At 59.9% G+C, this 19,385-nt stretch carries 16 protein-coding genes; 5 read left to right on the top strand and 11 right to left on the bottom strand.

Annotation, left to right across the window (positions count from 1 at the left end):
- Positions 1–87 precede the first annotated feature (87 nt).
- Positions 88–768, top strand: coding sequence for a GNAT family N-acetyltransferase (locus M2401_RS19610; protein WP_259105328.1), 681 nt, complete (start codon positions 88–90; stop codon positions 766–768).
- A 77-nt stretch (positions 769–845) separates the two neighbouring features.
- On the opposite strand, the gene M2401_RS19605 is transcribed toward M2401_RS19610, so the two are convergent.
- The 11 genes from M2401_RS19605 to M2401_RS19555 form a co-directional block, all read right to left on the bottom strand.
- The gene (locus M2401_RS19605) at positions 846–1,277 is read right to left on the bottom strand and encodes a nuclear transport factor 2 family protein (RefSeq protein WP_259105260.1); all 432 of its coding nucleotides are present in this window, start codon (positions 1,275–1,277) and stop codon (positions 846–848) included.
- Between the two features lie 292 nt (positions 1,278–1,569).
- Positions 1,570–2,508 carry a carbohydrate kinase gene (locus tag M2401_RS19600; RefSeq protein WP_259105258.1) on the bottom strand — a complete coding sequence of 313 codons (939 nt, stop codon included), beginning with the start codon at positions 2,506–2,508 and terminating at the stop codon, positions 1,570–1,572.
- 17 nt (positions 2,509–2,525) lie between these two features.
- Positions 2,526–4,007, bottom strand: a complete 1,482-nt coding sequence (gene xylB / locus M2401_RS19595; protein WP_259105256.1) for a xylulokinase — start codon at positions 4,005–4,007, stop codon at positions 2,526–2,528.
- A gap of 7 nt (positions 4,008–4,014) precedes the next feature.
- Positions 4,015–5,499, bottom strand: coding sequence for a mannitol dehydrogenase family protein (locus M2401_RS19590; RefSeq protein WP_259105254.1), 1,485 nt, complete (start codon positions 5,497–5,499; stop codon positions 4,015–4,017).
- Positions 5,500–5,532: 33 nt separating this feature from the next.
- Positions 5,533–6,636, bottom strand: coding sequence for an ABC transporter ATP-binding protein (locus tag M2401_RS19585; protein WP_259105252.1), 1,104 nt, complete (start codon positions 6,634–6,636; stop codon positions 5,533–5,535).
- Positions 6,637–6,663: 27 nt separating this feature from the next.
- Entirely contained in the window at positions 6,664–7,497 is an 834-nt protein-coding gene (locus M2401_RS19580) for a carbohydrate ABC transporter permease (RefSeq protein WP_259105250.1), read from the bottom strand.
- An 11-nt stretch (positions 7,498–7,508) separates the two neighbouring features.
- Positions 7,509–8,441 (bottom strand): carbohydrate ABC transporter permease, encoded by a 933-nt coding sequence (locus M2401_RS19575; RefSeq protein ID WP_259105249.1) that lies wholly within the window; start codon positions 8,439–8,441, stop codon positions 7,509–7,511.
- 75 nt (positions 8,442–8,516) lie between these two features.
- Positions 8,517–9,830, bottom strand: coding sequence for a sugar ABC transporter substrate-binding protein (locus M2401_RS19570; RefSeq protein ID WP_259105247.1), 1,314 nt, complete (start codon positions 9,828–9,830; stop codon positions 8,517–8,519).
- A gap of 239 nt (positions 9,831–10,069) precedes the next feature.
- The gene (locus M2401_RS19565; protein ID WP_259105245.1) at positions 10,070–10,975 is read right to left on the bottom strand and encodes an AraC family transcriptional regulator; all 906 of its coding nucleotides are present in this window, start codon (positions 10,973–10,975) and stop codon (positions 10,070–10,072) included.
- A 189-nt stretch (positions 10,976–11,164) separates the two neighbouring features.
- Complete coding sequence (locus tag M2401_RS19560) at positions 11,165–12,484, bottom strand: glycosyltransferase family 4 protein (RefSeq protein ID WP_259105244.1); 1,320 nt, start codon at positions 12,482–12,484, stop codon at positions 11,165–11,167.
- Positions 12,477–12,839, bottom strand: a complete 363-nt coding sequence (locus M2401_RS19555) for a response regulator (RefSeq protein ID WP_259105242.1) — start codon at positions 12,837–12,839, stop codon at positions 12,477–12,479. Before M2401_RS19555 ends, M2401_RS19560 begins: the two co-directional genes overlap by 8 nt.
- A gap of 267 nt (positions 12,840–13,106) precedes the next feature.
- Between M2401_RS19555 and M2401_RS19550 the strand changes: the two genes are divergently transcribed.
- The 4 genes from M2401_RS19550 (at position 13,107) to M2401_RS19535 (ending at position 19,371) form a co-directional block, all read left to right on the top strand.
- Entirely contained in the window at positions 13,107–16,619 is a 3,513-nt protein-coding gene (locus M2401_RS19550; protein WP_259105241.1) for a response regulator, read from the top strand.
- Positions 16,620–16,772: 153 nt separating this feature from the next.
- Positions 16,773–17,594: a protein-glutamate O-methyltransferase CheR gene (locus M2401_RS19545; RefSeq protein WP_259105240.1), complete on the top strand. Its 822-nt coding sequence runs from the start codon at positions 16,773–16,775 to the stop codon at positions 17,592–17,594.
- A complete protein-coding gene (locus M2401_RS19540) occupies positions 17,591–18,196 on the top strand; it encodes a chemotaxis protein CheB (protein WP_259105239.1) in 606 nt (201 codons plus the stop codon). Before M2401_RS19545 ends, M2401_RS19540 begins: the two co-directional genes overlap by 4 nt.
- Complete coding sequence (locus tag M2401_RS19535; protein WP_259105238.1) at positions 18,190–19,371, top strand: hybrid sensor histidine kinase/response regulator; 1,182 nt, start codon at positions 18,190–18,192, stop codon at positions 19,369–19,371. The genes M2401_RS19540 and M2401_RS19535 overlap by 7 nt, the downstream gene beginning before the upstream one ends.
- Positions 19,372–19,385 lie beyond the last annotated feature (14 nt).

Below are 19,385 nucleotides of genomic sequence, written 5' to 3'. Positions count from 1 at the left end.
CCTGTCGTGACGAACAATGATCGTTGGAACACGTTCAGTCTGACAAGCGCCGCGCCACCCAGATAGTCACGAATGAGTCCGTACCCAATGTTCACCCTGAGTCATTTCACCAGTCCGCCCCCCGAGTCGATCAAGAACCAGATCATGCAGTTGGTGATCGACAACGTTACCGATATCAGTGCCGTCGCCATTGCGCCGAGCAATCCGTTATACCGCTTGTATCAATATGGGCTCGGGCTTGAGGTCAACCTGTATCAGGAGGCCATGGACGGATCGAAAGGGATTGCAGTGGAGTTGATCGTAGCGCTGGATGAGCAGGAACCAGCGACGGTAGTGGGTTTTCTGCTGTATCTGCCTGCCCAGGATGATCCCCAGGCCTGCGCAGTGGCCTACATGGCGGTCCAGACATCGCGCCGCCGCCAGGGTATCGCCCGGGCGATGGTGACGGACATGCTCACACGGTATCCCCATGCAGAACTGGCATGCTTCGTCGCCAAGGTGCCGTATTTTGCCGCGATGGGTTTTCAGGTGTTGGGCGCGCGGGGGCCGCAGGTGGTGATGAATACTCGCGATCATGCCACTGACGGGCTCGTCGCTGTGCTGGATACCGCGCCTATCTATCGCACCCTGGAAGTGCGGCAGATTCACACCTACTTGCTTCAGCAACTGGGCAAGCGAGCGATGATTGACGCTGAGAAACAGCGTGACCGCAATCTGGATATCCTGACCCGTCAGGCCAGAGTGTTTGTCGAAGGGCTCTCTGGCTGACTGCGCAGGCAAATTGTGGGAGCGAATTCATTCGCGAATAAATTCGCTCCCACAAAAGCAAATTATGCCTCTATTGCTTAGAACTTGAACGCCTGACGACCGATCAGCAGCCAGTGGCCTTTCTGTTTCTGCCAGACCTGGAAGTTTTCGATCTCAGTCGGTACCACTTTGCCGCTGTTTACCGCTTCGGCGGAGAAGTGGTTGCGCACCAGGGCGGTGTCACCGTTCATGAAAATCTTCTGGTTGAGCATTTGCAGGGTATTGAAGCCGCTGCGACCGGTCTCGATGTCGGCAACGAATTCTTCCTTGTTCTGGACCTTGCCGCTGGAGTGACCGTAACTGACGTTGTCTGACGTCAGGGTCTTCAGCTTGGCGACGTCCTTGTGCAGCATGGCCTGGGTCATGCTGTCGACGGCGGCAGCAACGTCTTTTTCATCAGAAGCGGGGGAAGCGGCGGCGTAGCCAGCGAACAGGCAGAGAAAACCGGCGGCCAGGGTGAGCTTTTTCATGGGTGATCCTTTTATTTTTGTGGTTGGGACGAATTGACAAGAGATGGTATGTCCGTCGTCGTACAACTTAAACTATTTTTTTGATCAAGCAAGAGCGGAATGTGCGGTTTGAAAGCAAAGGCGAGCGTCATCAGCCCTCAGAGTGGGGCCGGTGTAGCGAGAGCGAATGCTGTGGAAGCGAATTCATTCGCGAAAAGGTCGGCACTTCAAACCAATCTTCGGAGGCTGGAAAACCGCTTTCGCGAATGAATTCGCTCCCACAATCGCAGCCACCGGGCTAATGACTGTCCTTTCAGCCCAACTGATTGCGATACGGCAAGTCCGGCCCGGTACGCGTACAGGTCACGGCTGCGGCGCTGATGGCGAAGCGGGCCATTTCATCGAGCTGATCTCGGCTCAGGGAGGTGAGGCCCTGGGGCGTATCCAACTGGTGTTCGGTGAGATAGGTGATCAGCGCCGCCTGAAAGGTGTCGCCCGCGCCGACGGTATCCGCTACTTCGACCTTCTGCGCCGGAATATTCCAGTTGCCGTGCTGACGACTGAACAAGCTCGCGCCTTCGCCGCCGCGGGTGAGGATCACCAGTTGGCAGCGTTGGTTCAGCCAACTGGCCGCCACGGCTTGCGGCGCCTGCTCGGGATAGAGCAGGTGCAGGTCTTCGTCGCTGACCTTGATCAGGTGCGCATGGGCGGCAAAGGCGCTGATCTGCTCGCGCCATTGCTGGATATCCGGCGCCGGGTTGAGGCGTACGTTGGGGTCGAGGCTGATCAGGCGCTGGCTGCTCTCACGGGCGACCAGAGCCAGCAGGGTATCGGCTATGGGTTGCACGACCAGGGAGAATGAGCCGACATGAATGCCGCGCACGCTGTCATCCAGTTTGGGCAGATGATGCAGGCGAAGTTGCCGGTCGGCGCAACCTTCACCACGGAAACTGTAGACCGGCGAGCCATCGGCGCCCACGGCCACCATGGCCAGGGTGGTCGGTGCGTCAAAATCCAGCAGGAAATCATCGCGCACGCCTTCCTTGTCGAGGACGTTACGCAGGCGCCGGCCCAGGTAGTCAGTCGACAGCCCGGCAAAAAAGGCCGAATCGACGCCAAGCCTGCGCAGGCCGACCGCAACGTTAAACGGCGAGCCGCCGGCAATGGCCTTGAAGTCCAGGGCGTTGGCCGGACCGCCGTTGTCCGGCAGGGTGAAAAAGTCAAACAGGGCTTCGCCACACACGAGAAACATAAAGGCTCCCTTGGGAATTAGAGATCGCGCAACTGGTTGCGATAGCGTTCGTAGACCTCTTGATAGGCCGCTACATGCCCGGCAATGGGCCGGGTTTCGCTGGCCGCGTCAAGTCGCACGCAACGTTCACACAGGGCTTGCAGGCTGTCGTCAGGCTGATGCATGGACGACCAGCACCAGGCTGCCTGGATCGCCGCGCCCAAAGCCGCCGCCTCGCCATATTCGGCGCAGATCACCGGGGTGTCCATGATGTCGGCGACTATCTGCCGCCACACCGCGCTTTTTGCGCCGCCACCGATCAGGCGGATTTTCTCGCTCTTGATGCCGCTGTCGCGCAGCAGGTCCAGGCCGTAGCGCAGGCCGAAGGTGGTGCCTTCGACCACGGCGCGGCAGAGGTTTTCGCGGCTGAGGTTGGTACTGTCCAGGCCAAGGATGCTGCCCGTGGCGTGGGGCAGGGCGGGTACACGCTCACCGTTGAGGAACGGCAGCATCGACACGCCCGCAGCCCCGATGGGCGCGGCGGCAATGGCGCGGTTGAAGGCGTCGATGTCCATCTCGAACAGCTCGCGGATGGCACTGGTGGCGTTGGTCAGGTTCATGGTGCAGATCAGCGGCAGCCAGCCGCCGGAAGACGAGCAGAAGGTCGCCACCGACGCCTGTTCACTGACCCTGGCTTCGTCGCTGTAGGCGTAGACAGTGCCGGACGAGCCCAGGCTCATGGTGATGGCGCCGGGCTGGATATTGCCGGTGCCTATAGCGCCCATCATGTTGTCGCCGCCGCCGCTGGACACGATGGCATCGGTATTGATGCCCAGGCGCTGAGCGATGGCCGGGAGGATCCGGCCGACGCTCTGCCGCGCTTCCACCAGCTCCGGCAGGGCGCGGTTGAGGCGTCCGCTGGGGTCGATATGCATCAGCAGCGGGATTTCCCAACTGCGGCTGCGCACGTCGAAATAGCCGGTGCCCGAGGCATCGCCAAACTCCGTACAGCTACGTCCGGTCAGCCAGTAATTGAGGTAGTCGTGGGGCAGCAGGATCTTGTCGATTTGCGCGAACAGGTCCGGATGCTTCTCGAGGGTCCAGAGCAGCTTGGACACCGTATAGCCCGGCGCAATGGCCACGCCCAGACGCTCCAGGGAACCTTGCGCGCCACCGAGGTAGTCCAGCAGACGCTGGTTTTCGTCACTGGTTTCGGTGTCGCACCACAGCTTGGCCGGGCGCAATACCTGGCCCTGGGCATCCAGCAGCACCAGGCCGTGCTGCTGACCGGAGACGCCGATGCCCTGAATCTGCAGCCCGGATACCCCGGCCTGGGTCAGGGCCGCGCGGGTCGCCTGCTCGAGGGCGTCCAGCCATTGCTGCACATCCTGTTCGCGACGGCCGTTGGCGCCGCTGATCAAGTCATGGGGCGCACCGCCTTCACCCAGGACTTTACCGGTGGCAGAGTCGAGGATGATGGCTTTGGTGCCCTGGGTGCCGCAGTCGATTCCGAGAAACATGCTCACCTCAAGCGGTTTGGCCCAGCAGCTGTTTCAGGGTCTCATCGACGCCCAGCTGTTTCAGGCTGTTCAGGTTTTTTTCGAACGAAGCGATGAAGGCAGCCGACTGTGGGATGGCTGCGCCGAAGATCTCTTCTACACCGAGCAGACGCTGAGTAAGCAGCGCTTGATCGGCGACCAGGCCTTTGCAGAAGTCGGCACGGGGATCGACGATTTTATACTCGACACCGTTTTCACCCTTGCTGCCTTGCAGGTACAGAGCCCAGGCGGCGACCACCAGAGACGCACGGTCCAGATTGGCCTGGTCGAGGATCAGACGGTTGATGGTCGGTACGGTGAACTTGGGAAATTTCGACGAGCCATCGGAGCAGACGCGCTCCAACTGGTCGGCAATCGCCTGATTGGAAAAGCGATCGATCAAGGTCTGTTTGTAGTCGGTCAGGTCGATCCCCGGCACCGGCGCCAGTTGCGGCGTGACATCCAGGTCCATATAGGTACGCATGTACTCGACAAACAGCGGGTCGTTCATGGTCTCGTGAACGAAGCGATAGCCTTTCAGGGCGCCCAGATAAGTCAGCGCCAGATGACTGCCATTGAGCAGCTTGATCTTCATTTCTTCGTAGGGGGTGACGTCGTCGGTGAACTGCACGCCGACCTTTTCCCAGGCCGGGCGACCGTTGACGAATTTGTCTTCCAGTACCCATTGCACGAAGGGCTCGCAAACCACCGGCCATTCATCGTCTATGCCTTTTTCGTCGTGCAGTTGCAGACGGTGGGCGCTGCTGGTCATGGGCGTGATGCGGTCGACCATGGCGTTGGGAAAGCTGACGTTGGCGGCGATCCAGTCGTGCAGGTCGCGGTCACGCAGGGCGGCAAACGCCAGCAGCGCCTTGCGGGTGACCGCGCCGTTGTGTGGCAGGTTATCGCAGGACATCAACGTAAAGGCCGGGGTGCCTTCGGCCCGGCGCTTGGCCAGGGCGGCGCAGAGAAAGCCGAATACGGTCTTCGGCGTGGCCGGGTGATCCAGATCGTGCTGGATCTGCGGCAGGTGGCTCATGAATTCGCCAGTGCTGTCGTCGATGCAGTAGCCGCCTTCGGTGATGGTCAGGGAGACGATGCGGATGTCCGGGCTGGCCAGTTTGTCGATCAGGGCCAGGTCACCATCATTGGACATGAGCATGTCGCTCATGGCGCCGATGATGCGGGTCTCGGTGTCCGGGGTGTCGCCCAGTTCGAACAGGGTGTAGAGGAAGTCCTGATCTTTCAGGGCCTGATAGTTCTTGCGGTCTTCCTCGCGCAGGCTCACCCCGCAAATGGCCCACTCCAGGCCCTCGCCTGTGTTCATCAGGGAGTCGGTATAGAACGCCTGGTGGGCACGATGGAAACCACCGACGCCGATATGGGCGATGCCCTGGCGGCGATCGCCAAGGGCGTAGGCCGGCACGGCAACACCAGGGCCCAGGTTCGACAGGTTTTGTTTATTGAGTTTCATCACAACACTCTCTAAGGCTTCGAATTCGGTGGCTCAGGCGGCGGCCTGCAGGGCCTTGGCAATCACCAGGCCCTGGGCGTCGAACAGGTGACAATGGTTGCTGTCCAGGTGCAGGTTCAGGGTCTCGCCGTATTGGCTGGCCATGTCGCCGCGGATACGCAGGGTCAGCGCCTCGCCGGAGCGGGTATTGACGTGGCAGAAGGTATCGCTGCCCAGGCGTTCACTGACGTCAGCGATCACTTGCAGCTGACAATCACCCGGCTTTGCCAGGTCCAGGTGCTCCGGGCGAATGCCCAGGGTCACGCTGTCGCCGACGCTCTGCTGCGCGTTGGTAAAAGGCAGCTTGATGGTCGTACCCGCGTCGAGGGTGACTTCGCAGCCACCGGCATGCACGCCACTGATCTTGCCCGTGAGGAAGCCCATTTTCGGCGTGCCGAGAAAGCCCGCAACGAACAGGTTGGCCGGGTGGTGGTACAGCTCCAGGGGCGAGCCGACCTGTTCTACCTTGCCGCCATTGAGAACCACGACCTTGTCGGCCAGGGTCATGGCTTCGACCTGGTCGTGGGTCACATAGATCATGGTGGCCTGCAGTTCTTTATGCAGGCGCGACAGCTCCAGGCGAGTCTGCACCCGCAGGGCGGCATCGAGGTTGGACAGGGGTTCGTCGAACAGGAAGATCTTCGGGTTGCGCACGATGGCGCGGCCGATGGCAACGCGCTGGCGCTGGCCGCCGGACAGTTGCTTGGGCTTGCGCTCCAGCAGCGGGCCGAGTTCGAGGATGCGCGCGGCTTCATCGACCTTGCGCTTGACCTCGTCCTTGGGTACGCCCGCCAGATCGAGGGCGAAGGACAGATTCTTGCCCACGGTCATGTGCGGATACAGCGCGTACGTCTGGAACACCATGGCCAGGTCGCGCTTGGCCGGGGTGACCTGGGTGATGTCGCGGCCATCGAGCTCGATGGTCCCGGAGGTGACTTCTTCCAGACCCGCGATCAGGCGCAGCAGGGTGGATTTGCCGCAGCCGGACGGGCCGACGAAGACCACGAACTCGCGGTCGCGCACGTCCAGGTCGATGCCCTTGATGATCTGATGGCCGTCAAAGCCCTTTTGCAGGTTACGAATGATGAGGTTAGCCATTTGGGGCTCCTTTTTATTATCTGAGGGCTATTTGACTGCGCCGAAGGACAGGCCGCGAACCAGTTGTTTCTGGCTGATCCAGCCGAAAATCAGGATCGGTGCACAGGCCAGGGTCGAGACGGCCGAGAGCTTGGCCCAGAACAAGCCTTCCGGGCTTGAGTAGGACGCGATCAGGGCGGTCAGCGGCGCGGCGCTGGAGGAGGTCAGGTTCAGTGACCAGAACGCTTCGTTCCAGCACAGGATCAGCGACAGCAGCGCCGTGGAAGCCAGGCCGCCCTTGCAGATCGGCATCAGCACGCGAAAGATTTCCTGGCGCGTGGTGGCGCCGTCCAGGCGCGAGGCCTCGAGGATTTCCGGCGGGATGTCCTTGAAGTAGGTGTAAATCATCCACACCACGATAGGCAGGTTGATCAGGGTGTAGATCACGATCAGGGCCAGACGCGAATCCAGCAGGCCGAAGGTCTTGGCCAGCAGATAGATCGGCATCAGCACACCCACCGGCGGCAGCATCTTGGTCGAGAGCATCCACAGCAGGGTGCTCTTGGTCCGCTTGGTCTCGAAGAAGGCCATGGAGTACGCCGCCGGCACCGAGATCAGGATGCACAGGATGGTCGCGCTGAAGGAGATCAGGATCGAGTTCCAGGCGAAGTGGAAATAATCACTGCGCTCCTGGATGTGCAGATAGTTTTCCAGGGTCGGGGTGAAGAACAGTTGCGGCGGTGTGGCGAAGGCGTCCAGTTCGGTCTTGAAGCTGGTCAGGACCATCCAGAAGATCGGGAAGAAAATCAGGGCCGCGATCAGCCACGACAGGGTGCCGAGCAGCAGGCTTTGCAGGCGGCGGGATTGCTTGAGCGTCATCATCGGTTGGGCCCTCATGACTTGTCGGTGAGGTTTTTGCCGATCATCCGGATCAGGATGATGGCGGCAATATTGGCGATGACCACGGCAATCAGGCCACCGGCCGAAGCCATGCCGACGTCGAACTGCAGCAGCGCCTGGTTGTAGATCAGATACGCCAGGTTGGTCGAGGCGAAGCCCGGACCGCCGTTGGTGGTGGTGAAGATTTCGGCGAACACCGACAGCAGGAAGATGGTTTCGATCATGACCACCACGGCAATCGGCCGGGCCAGGTGCGGCAGGGTCAGGTGCCAGAAGATCGCGATGGGGCCGGCACCGTCCAGGCGTGCGGCTTCTTTCTGTTCCTGGTCCAGGGACTGCATGGCGGTCATCAGGATCAGTATGGCGAACGGCAGCCACTGCCACGACACGATGATGATGATTGCCAGCATCGGGTAGTTGGCGAACCAGTCGATGGGCTGGGCGCCGAACAGCTTCCATACCCAGGCGAGGATGCCCGACACCGGATGGAAAATCAGGTTCTTCCAGATCAGCGCGCTGACCGTGGGCATGATGAAAAAAGGCGAGATCAGCAGCACGCGCACGATGCTGCGGCCGAAGAACTCACTGGCTTCGAGCAGGGCGGAAATCAACACGCCGAGGATCACGCTGATGGCCAGCACACTGCCAACCAGCAGCAGCGTGTTCAGGGCACCGGGGATAAAGCCGCTGTCGGTAACGAAGAACTCGAAGTTCTCAAGACCGATGAATTCGTTTTCGCCGGGGTTGAGCAGGTTGTAGCGAATCAGTGAGAAATAGATGGTCATGCCCAGTGGCACGATCATCCATACCAGCAGCAACAGGACCGAGGGGCTGACCAGGAACCAGCCGGGTTTGCTCAGGCGGCCTTTGCCCGGCGGTGTGGCGCTGGCGGACTGCTTGGCGGGGGAGAGGGTCGAGGTATTCATGGGTGACTCCGGGGTGATGCAGGAACGGTCAGGACGCGCAGGCGCGTCCTGACATCAAAGGACTGTCAGGGCTGACTAGTTCTTTTTCGGGTAACCGGCCCGCTTCATATCGCGCTCGGTAGCCGTTTGCGCGGCGGCCAGGGCGGCATCGACCGTGCTCTGACCGGTCAGGGCCGCAGCGAACTGTTGGCCGACTGCAGTGCCGATGGACTGGAACTCAGGGATGGTCACCAACTGGATGCCGACATAAGGAACCGGCTTGAGGGTCGGTGCTTTAGGCGTCACTGCTTTGAGCGATTCCAGGGTAATGGTGGAGAACGGCGCTGCCTTGGCATAAGCATCGTTATAGGTCGATGCGCGAGTGCCTGGCGGTACGTTGGCGACGCCGTCTTTCTCGGCAACCAGCGCTGCGTACTCTTTTGATGTCGCCCACTCGGTGAACGCCTGGGCGTCTTTGCTGTTCTTCGCGCTCGCCGGAATGCCCAGGGCCCACGAGTACAACCAGGCCGAGCCTTTGTCGGTGACTTCGTGCGGAGCGTAGGTGAAGCCGACGTTATCGGCGACCTTGCTCTGGGATTTGTCGGTCACGAAGGAACCGGCCACAGAGGCGTCGACCCACATGGCGCACTTGCCGCTGTTGAACAGCGCCAGGTTTTCGTTGAAGCCGTTGCTGGAGGCGCCCGGCGGGCCGTTTTTCTTCATGGCGTTGACGTAGAAGTTCAGCGCGTTTTTCCACTCAGGCTGGTCGAACTGGGCTTTCCAGTTTTCGTCGAACCAGCGGGCGCCGAAGGCATTGGCCACGGTGGTGATCAGCGCCATGTTCTCACCCCAGCCCGGCTTGCCGCGCAGGCACAGGCCGTACTGTTCCTTGGACTTGTCGGTGAGCTTGTCGGCGAATTCGCCGATCTGGGTCCAGGTCGGGCGCTCCGGCATGGTCAGGCCGGCGGCCTTGAACAGGTCCTTGCGATAGTAAGTGATCGAGCTTTCGGCGTAGAACGGCAGAGCGAACAGTTTGCCGTCGACGGACAGACCGTCACGCACGGAAGGGAAGACGTCATCCAGCGCATAATTGGCTGGCAGGTCCTTCATTTCCTTCAGCCAGCCCTTGGCGCCCCACAGCGATGCTTCGTACATGCCGATGGTCAGCACGTCGAACTGGCCGCCCTTGGTGGCAATATCGGTGGTGACGCGCTGGCGCAGAACGTTCTCTTCCAGGACCACCCACTTGAGCTTGATGTCCGGGTGCTGCTCTTCGAAAGTCTTCGAGAGCTTCTGCATGCGGATCATGTCGCTGTTGTTGACGGTGGCGATGGTGACGTCGCCCGCAGAGGCGATGGCGCTGATGGACAGACAGGTACCGGCAAGTAGCAGTTTTGCTGAGGTCTTCATCGATCACTCCTCTTCTGCGCCAGGGGGCTACAGAAGCTCGGTTATTGTTTTTGTATCTTCCGGAGGGCAGGAAGATGAGTACTGATTACAGCGGTCCGGCGCCGCCAAGACAAATCCTGCGGCACACTGCAACCGATACTATTTTGCACTGCTGAAGAAGTGCCTGATACGAGACAACTGCGCTCGAACAAGGTTCGGCGCAGATTCAGCGTAGTTCAGCAGGATGAGAGAGGAGAGAATCAGTACAGGTTTTGTTCGGTCAGGCGCTGAACGGCCAGGCGCCGATAGTGCGAAGGCGTCATGCCCTTGAGCTGCTGGAAGCGGCGGTTGAAGTTGGAAATATTGTTGAAGCCCGACTCAAAGCACACGTCGGTAACCGGTCGGTCGCCGTCGGCCAGCAGCTCACAGGACTTGCTGACCCGCAGGCGATTGACGAACTCGACGAAGCTGCGCCCGGTGGCCTGTTTGAATACGCGAGAGAAATAGGTCGGCTTCATGCCCAGGTAGCTGGCTACTTCTTCGAGAGGCAGTTCCCGGGCGTAGTGGGTAAAGATGTAATCCACCGCGCGGTTGGTGCGGTCGATGCTGTGCTCGTCGGCCATCTGCGGCGCCTTGGTGCCGGACAGCAGCTGATAGTCATCGCTGGCGGCGAGCAACTCCAGCAGGATCAGGAAATGCCCCAGGCGCGTAATGCCCTTGGTATCGGCAATCTTCTGCATCAGCCGGGCGGCCTGGGCAATGGTGCGCGGGCAGCGGAACTCGACACCGTATTGCGCCCGCTCCAGCAGCGGCGCCAGGGTGCGCAGCTCGGTAAAGACCTGAATGCCGCTTTCCAGCAGCTCATCGGTGAAGTTCACCAGCATGTCGCGCTTGGGCACGACTTCGTCTTCCTCGACCTGGCTGATCCAGTTATGAGGCAGATTGGGGCCGGTAAGAAACAGGGTCTGGGGGTAGAAGTTGCCGATGTAGTCGCCGACAAACACTTTGCCGGAACTGGCGACGATCAGGTGCAGCTCATACTCCTTGTGGAAGTGCCAGCGCACCAGCGGGCAGGGGAAACCGTGCTCGCGGTAAATGATCGACAGGCCGTTGTGGTCGTCCATCAATTCATAGGATGGGTCGGTGACTCTTGTTGTTTTTGTCATGGCGTGACCGGGTAGTCGGAATGGTCAAGGCGCTTAATGTGCATGATTTTTTCTGCGCAGGCATCAATTTGCTTCAAATGACTGGCTCGTTGGAGCGAGGCTTGCCCGCGAAAGGGGGATGGAGTGAATCAGACACGCCGGGCTGCGGCCTTCGCGGCCAAGCCCGGCTCCAACAAGGTATGCGCAGGTTCAGGCTAACCGATTCTTCGCCTCGATCCACTGCGCCATGTACTGGGTACTTTTGTGCTGGTGGTGGCGCAGCATGCTGCCGATGAAGTTGGCCGTGCGTCGTTGCGTCAGGTGCTGGCGGCAGTCGGCGATACGCTCGATCAGGCTGGCGCAGTGCTGACGGTACCGGTAGCGCGCAGCCAGGACCTGCCAGCCGTTGGCCTGGGCCTGATTCCACAGGGCTTCATCCTGATACAGGCGTACGGCAGCGTCGGCAATGCCCTGGGCGCTATTGGCGATCAGGCCGGGCCAGGGCAGGTCGCCGTTCATGGCTTCGGCACCGATGTTGGTCGTGACATTGGGCGTGCCGCAGGTCATGGCGTCGACGATCTTGCCCTTTATCCCCGCACCGAAGCGCAGCGGCGCCAGGCAGACCCGCGCGGCCGCCATGACCTGCAAGGCATCTTCGGCCCAGTTCTTGATATGAAAACCCTGGCTGGCGTTATGCAGCGCCGTGGCCTTGGGCGGGGTATAGGCGCCGTAGATATGTAACTGGGCGCCGGGCAGTTGCTGGCGGATCAGCGGCCAGATGGCGCTCTTGAGCCAGAGCACGGCGTCCCAGTTCGGCGCATGGCGAAAGTTGCCGATGCTGAGGAAATTTGCCCGCTCGGTAAAAGACCGGGGATTTCCCGGGTGGACGTCCGCCAGCATCAGCGGACACCAGTGCAGAAGCTGATCCGGCAGGCCGAAGCGCTCCTTGAGCAGGCGTATCTCGACGTCGGAGGTCATCAGGTTGAGATCGCAGCGGTACAACGCGGCGATCTCCCGCTGTGCCAGGTCGCCGTCAGCCATGGCCTCGAAGATACCGGTCTCGGATTGTGCGAAGAATGCGTCGAGTTCATCACCCTGGCCCTGATTGTTCAGGTAATCCTTGAGCTGCTGATGACGGCCGTGGCGCAGGCTCTGCAAGTCCGATGTTTCAAGGATGCGCAACGCCTGGGGGCAATGTTTTTCCACTCGCCAGCCGAATTGCTCCTCGATCATGAACTGGTCGAACAGGACGATATCGGGCTGCAGTTTGCCGATAAATACGTCGAAACTGCTGTTATTGAGTTCGATATGGGTTTCGCGGATACCCAGTCCGGCGAGATCAGCGCGATGCTCGCCTTCGGTGGCCGGGCTGGCGAAGGTGATGTCCCAGCCCTGTTCCAGGAAGCACTGGATCAATTGCATGACATGGCCGCTGGCAGCCGACGAGCGCGGCTCGGGCCAGACGTAACCGATGATCAGGAGCTTGGTCTGCGCAGCTGAAACGGGGTGCGGCGATTGATCGTTAGCCAAGAATTTCTTTCACTTTGTCGCGCAGTTGATCGATGGAGAACGGCTTGCCCAGAGAATGGGCGCTCGGGTGCATATCGATAATATTATTGCCGTAGCCGCTGGCAATCAGTACGTGCAGGCCGGGGCGCAATTCCAGGGCTTTGCTGGCCAGTTCGCTGCCCGTCATGCCGGGCAGGCCATGATCAGTCATCAACAGATGGATAGCCTGTTCCGGCTTCTCCAGTTGAGCCAGGGCGGCATCACTGTCCTCTGCTTCCAGCACTTGATATTCCAGCTCTTCGAGGACGTCGACGATCAGCATGCGAACGATGGCGTCGTCTTCGACCACTAGGATCGTGCTGGCGGTGGCAGGCATGGGGAACTCCCTTGAGCAAAACAGTGATGGGGTAAAGATGCGACAGACTCGATTCAGTGAGGTAAATCCCGAAGAAAGTTCCGGATCATCGAAACGACAGATCTAAATGAAAGGCTTTTTCGCCTTGAAACAGCAAAAGACGCTTGCTTATCTGCGAAACCGCGAATTTTATGTCTGAAATTTCAATCTGATGTGTCAGAAATCAGAGCCTTATTCTAGAGTTTACGGCAAACTCCATCGCCTTGATGTAATCGCCTGGGAATTCTCATGATTCAACCGTCGATTGTCGATGAACAACGCTTTCGCAAACTCCTGAGTCGCAACGTTGGCCTGCCCTTGGCAGTCGGCGTGCTCAGCGGCGTGTTTTTCGTTGTCCTGATCACTTACCTGCTTTCGGTGATCCAGTGGGTCGAGCATACCGACCGGGTGATCAATAACGTCAATCGGTCGCTGAAGCTGTCCGTGGACATGGAAACCGGCATGCGCGGCTTCCTGCTCACCGGCGATGAGCACTTCCTTGATCCTTACGAAGTCGCCAAGCCCGGCGTGCGTGCCGTGCTCAAGGGCCTGCAGGACCTGGTTGCGGATAACCCGACCCAGTCCGATCGCTTCCGTCGCATTCTTGCCCTGCAGAACGACTGGAACGATTTCGCCCAGGAAATGATCACCCTGCGTCGCCAGAACGGTGATTATGCTTCGGCGATTCAGGCCGGGCGCGGCAAGCGCCTGACGGATGAAATCCGCACCGAATACGACGATGCGGTGGCCATGGAGCAGCAGCTGCGCCTGAATCGCAACGCCGACGTGACGCGCACGACTATCTTTCTTGTCACCCTGTACCTGGTTTTCGTGCTCAGCGTCAGCGGCATCCTGGCTTGGGTCGGTCGCCGCGATATGCTGCAATTGTCCACCACCTACGGCGAAAACCTGCGTCGTCAGGAGCTCGACGGCGAGCGCCTGCAAAAAGTGGCGTGGCTGCGCAATGGGCAGAGCGAGCTGGCCGAGCAGATGCTCGGCCAGCTGACCCTGAACAATGTCGGGCGTAATGTTCTGCAATTCTTTGCCAGCTACCTGGGTACCGTAGTCGCAGCGGTCTATGTGCGCCAGGAACACGGCGGCCTCAAGCGCATCGCGTCCTACGGCTTCTCGCGCGAGCAGGAGCAGCAGGATCAGTCGCTGTTTGGCGACGAAGGCATCGTCGGCCAGGTGGCGCAGCAGAACAAGACCATTACCTTGGCGGATGTGCCGAGCAACTATTTCAAGGTCAGCTCCGGCCTCGGCGAGGGTGTGCCGCGTAATGTGGTCGTGGTGCCGACCCACAATGACGATCAGGTCAACGGCGTGATCGAACTGGGTTTCCTGCGCGACCTGACCGAGCGAGATATCGAGTTCCTCGAGATCATTGCCAATAACGTCGGTACCTCCCTGGAAGCCGCGCGTTATCGCCAGCGCCTGCAGGAAGTGCTGGCCGAGACCCAACAGCTCAACGAAGAGTTGCAGGTCCAGCAGGAAGAGCTGCGTACTGCCAACGAAGAACTGGAAGAACAGTCGCGGATTCTCAAGGAGTCCCAGGTCCACCTGGAAACCCAGCAGGCCGAGCTGGAGACCACCAATGAGCAATTGGCCGAACAGGGCCAGGCTCTTGCCGATCAGCGCGATGCCCTGGACCGTAACAACGAAGAGTTGCACATTGCCCAGATCGAGCTGGAAGCCCGCGCCGAAGAGTTGCAGCGTTCGAGCAAGTACAAGTCCGAATTCCTCGCGAACATGTCCCACGAGTTGCGTACGCCGCTCAACAGCTCGCTGATTCTGGCCAAGCTGTTGGCGGAAAACCCGACGGAAAACCTCACCGCAGAACAGGTGAAGTTTGCCGAGTCGATCTATTCGGCGGGCAACGATCTGCTGCACCTGATCAACGACATTCTCGACATTTCCAAGGTCGAAGCCGGCAAGCTGGAGATGCGCCCGGAAAACAGCAGCGTCATGCGGTTGGTCGAGGGGCTGCGCAATATGTTCCAGCCTCTGGCGACCGAGAAGAAGCTGGACTTCCAGGTGGAGGTGCAGGCTGGTGCGCCGACCATGCTGTACACCGACCGCCAGCGCCTGGAGCAGATCCTCAAGAACCTGCTGTCCAATGCGGTCAAGTTCACCGAAAGCGGCGCCGTGAGCATGACCGTGTCGCGTCAGCCTAACGCCGGCATCGCCTTTATCGTGCGCGATTCGGGTATCGGTATCGCCGAGGATCAGCAGCAAAGCATCTTCGAAGCCTTCCGCCAGGCTGACGGCACCACCAACCGCCGTTACGGCGGCACCGGTCTGGGCCTGTCGATCTCCCGGGATCTGGCCGGTCTGTTGGGCGGCTCCATCAGCGTCACCAGTGCGCCGGGGCAGGGCAGTATCTTCACCCTGGTCCTGCCGGAGCAGTACGTCGAGCCGGTACCTCAGGTGGCAGGGCAGGAAGGGGTCGTGGTCGCTTCGCCCGTTACGCCATTGCCTCAAGCCTTTGCCATGCCTGTTCAGCCCGCGCCTGTAGCACCGCCTCCCCAACTGGTGGTGCCGACCTTTATCGATGACCGGGACAAGGCGCCGTTCAACAAGCGCTGCATTCTGGTGATCGAAGATGAGCCCGGTTTTGCGCGGATCCTCTTCGATCTGGCCCATGAGCTGGGTTACTACTGCCTGGTCGCCCACGCGGCGGACCACGGCTTTGATTTGGCCGCACAGTTTGTGCCCGATGCCATCCTGCTGGACATGCGCCTGCCTGATCACTCCGGCCTGACTGTGCTGCAGCGTCTCAAGGAGTACGCGCCGACCCGGCACATCCCGGTGCACGTGATCTCGGTGGAAGACCGTCAGGAAGCAGCGATGCATATGGGCGCCGTGGGTTATGCGGTCAAGCCGACCACTCGTGAAGAGCTCAAGGATGTCTTTGCCAAGCTGGAAGCCAAGCTGACCCAGAAGGTCAAGCGCGTTCTGTTGGTGGAAGATGACGCTTTGCAGCGCGACAGCATTGCCCGCCTGATCGGCGACGATGACATCGAAATCACCGCCGTAGGCTTTGCCCAGGATGCTCTGGACCTGCTGCGTGACAACATCTACGACTGCATGATCATCGACCTGAAGTTGCCGGACATGCTCGGCAATGACCTGCTCAAGCGCATGTCCACCGAGGACATCTGCTCGTTCCCGCCGGTCATCGTCTACACCGGGCGCAATCTGACCCGCGACGAAGAAGCCGAGCTGCTCAAGTACTCGCGCTCGATCATCATCAAGGGCGCACGTTCTCCGGAGCGGCTGCTCGATGAGGTGACGCTGTTCCTGCACAAGGTCGAGTCGCAACTGTCCAACGAGCGGCAAAAGATGCTCAAGACTGCGCGCAGCCGCGACAAGGTCTTCGAGGGTCGCAAGATCCTCGTGGTGGACGACGACGTGCGCAATATCTTCGCCCTGACCAGCGCCCTGGAGCATAAGGGCGCAGTGATCGAGATTGCGCGCAACGGTATCGAAGCCATCGCCAAGCTCAATGAAGTCGAAGACGTCGACCTGGTGCTGATGGATGTAATGATGCCGGAGATGGATGGCTACGAAGCGACCATCGAAATCCGCAAGGATCCACGCTGGCGCAAACTGCCGATTATCGCGGTCACGGCCAAAGCCATGAAGGACGACCAGGAGCGCTGCCTGCAGGCCGGTTCCAACGATTACCTGGCCAAGCCCATCGACCTTGACCGACTGTTCTCGCTGATTCGCGTGTGGTTGCCGAAAATGGAACGTATTTGAATGGGTGTGGCCAAAGGCCTCACTGACGTATATCCATGAAGCGAGATGTAGGCGCTACCGAAGGCTGCGAAGCAGGGTGAATCTGATCGCAGCCTTCGGCAGCTCCTACAAGCGCAGGTTTTAGTTGTGTTGCAGTCATCACCAGGTTTACCCATGCACCCTGAGCGAAACATCGATATCGAATTGCGTCTGTTGATCGAGGCCATCTACCTCAAATACAGCTACGATTTTCGCGATTATTCCGGCGCCTCGATCAAACGCCGGGTCAATCATGCGCTGCGCCAGTTCGACTGCAACACGGTTTCCGCGTTGCAGGAGCGGGTTCTGCATGACCCTGCGGCGTTTCTGCAACTTTTGCAGTTCCTGACCATCCCGGTCAGCGAGATGTTTCGTGATCCTTCGCATTTCCTGGCAATCCGTCGGGAAGTGGTGCCGGTACTCAGGACCTATCCGTCGCTGAAGATCTGGATTGCCGGCTGCAGCACGGGGGAGGAGGTGTACTCCATGGCCATCCTGCTGCGCGAAGAAGGCCTGCTCGACCGGACCATCATCTACGCCACCGATATCAATCCGACCTCCCTGGACAAGGCCAAACAAGGCATTTTTTCCATGGAGAGCGTGCGCGCGTATACCGAGAACTATCAAAAGGCCGGTGGTCAGCGTTCATTTTCCGACTACTACACATCCGCCTATGAATATGCGATTTTCGACAAGACCCTGCGCGAGAACGTGACCTTCGCCGATCACAGCCTGGCCACGGACAGCGTGTTCTCTGAAACACAATTGATTTCCTGCCGTAACGTTCTGATTTATTTCAATAAAAAGCTTCAGGATCGGGCTTTCGGGTTGTTTCACGAGTCGCTGTGTCATCGCGGCTTCCTGGTCCTGGGCAGCAAGGAAACTCTCGACTTCTCCGGTTACAGTGGCGATTTCGAGCCGTTGGTCAAACAGGAACGGATCTACCGCAAGTCATGAACACCTCCGTGACCGAGTTGCCCAACCTGCCCGTGGTCGACGCCATCGTCGTTGGCGCGTCGGCCGGTGGCGTGGAGGCATTGCTGAAAATCTTCGCTGTCATCGGCGCTGATTTTCGCCTGCCGATCATCACTGTCCTGCACCTCTCGGATGAGCGCCGCAGCCAGCTGGCTCACGTCTTTCAATCGCGCCTGCCGATCACGGTCAAGGAAGCTGACGACAAGGAAATCATCGCGCCCGGCACCCTGTATTTCGCCGCGCCCGGTTATCACCTGTCCGTGGAAACGGACCTTAGCCTGTCGTTCAGCCAGGAGGAGCGGGTGTTTCATTCGCGCCCTAGTATCGACATTCTGTTTGCCTCTGCCGCCGACGCCTATGGCCCGCGTCTGGCCGGCATATTGCTCACCGGTGCCAACAATGACGGCGCTCGGGGCCTGCTTCAGATCAAGCTTGCCGGCGGCCTGACTGTGGTCCAGGACCCGGCCGAGGCTCAGTCGCGGACCATGCCCGAAGCGGCGTTGGCCCTGCACACACCGAACTATCTTTTGCCGCTGCACGACATCGGTCAATTGCTGATCGATCTGGAACGAACCGCATGTTGAGACATATAAAAGCCAAGCTGCTGATCGTCGACGATCTGCCGGAAAACCTGCTGGCCCTGGAAGCCCTGATCAAGCGCGAGGACCGTGCCGTGTTCAAGGCGCTGTCGGCGGACGAGGCCTTGTCGCTGCTGCTCGAACACGAGTTCGCCCTGGCCATTCTCGATGTGCAGATGCCCGGCATGAACGGCTTCGAGCTGGCGGAGATGATGCGCGGCACGGAGAAGACCAAGAGCATCCCCATCGTCTTTGTCAGCGCGGCGGGACGCGAGCTCAATTACGCCTTCAAAGGCTACGAGAGCGGGGCCGTGGACTTCCTGCACAAGCCTCTGGATATCCATGCGGTCAAGAGCAAGGTCAATGTCTTCGTCGACCTCTATCGCCAGCGCAAGGCCATGCGTATGCAGGTCGAGGCCCTGGAGCAGAGCCGTCAGGAGCAGGAAGCGCTGCTCAAGCAGTTGCAGGCGACCCAGAACGAGCTGGAGCGTGCCGTGCGCATGCGCGATGACTTCATGTCCATCGTTTCCCATGAGGTGCGTACGCCGCTCAACGGCCTGATTCTCGAGACCCAGCTGCGCAAACTGCACCTGGCCAAGGACAACGCCGATGCCTTCACCATGGACAAGCTGCGCGGCATGGTCGATCGCGATGAGCGTCAGATCCAGAGCCTGATCCGCCTGATTGAAGATATGCTCGACGTCTCGCGTATCCGCACCGGCAAGCTGTCGATCCGCCCCGGCCCGTTCGATCTCAGCGAACTGGTCAGCAACCTGATTGAAGGTTTTGCCGCGCAGATCACCGCGGCGCAATCGACCATCAGCCTGCATGCCGACGAGCCGGTAATCGGTGTCTGGGACGAGTTCCGTATCGAGCAGGTGGTGGCCAACCTGCTGACCAATGCGCTGCGCTATGGCGCGCGCAAGCCCATTGAAGTGAAGGTTTACTGTCAGGACGGCGAGGCCAGGGTCGAGGTGCGCGACCAGGGTATCGGGATCAGTGCGCAGAACCAGAAACGGATCTTCCAGCAGTTCGAGCGGGTCGCTTCCAACCATGCGATTGCCGGGCTGGGGCTGGGGCTGTTTATCTCCGAGCAGATCGTCGCGGCCCATGGCGGACAGATCAGCGTGCAGAGCGAAGAGGGCGAAGGTTCGATGTTCCGTGTCAGCCTGCCGTTATAAAAATGCCCTTTTGC

It is taken from the genome of Pseudomonas sp. JUb42 (assembly GCF_024807945.1).
GTDB lineage: Bacteria > Pseudomonadota > Gammaproteobacteria > Pseudomonadales > Pseudomonadaceae > Aquipseudomonas.
The sequence above is the reverse complement of the archived record's forward strand: the minus strand, read 5'-3'. Positions and strand labels throughout refer to the sequence as shown.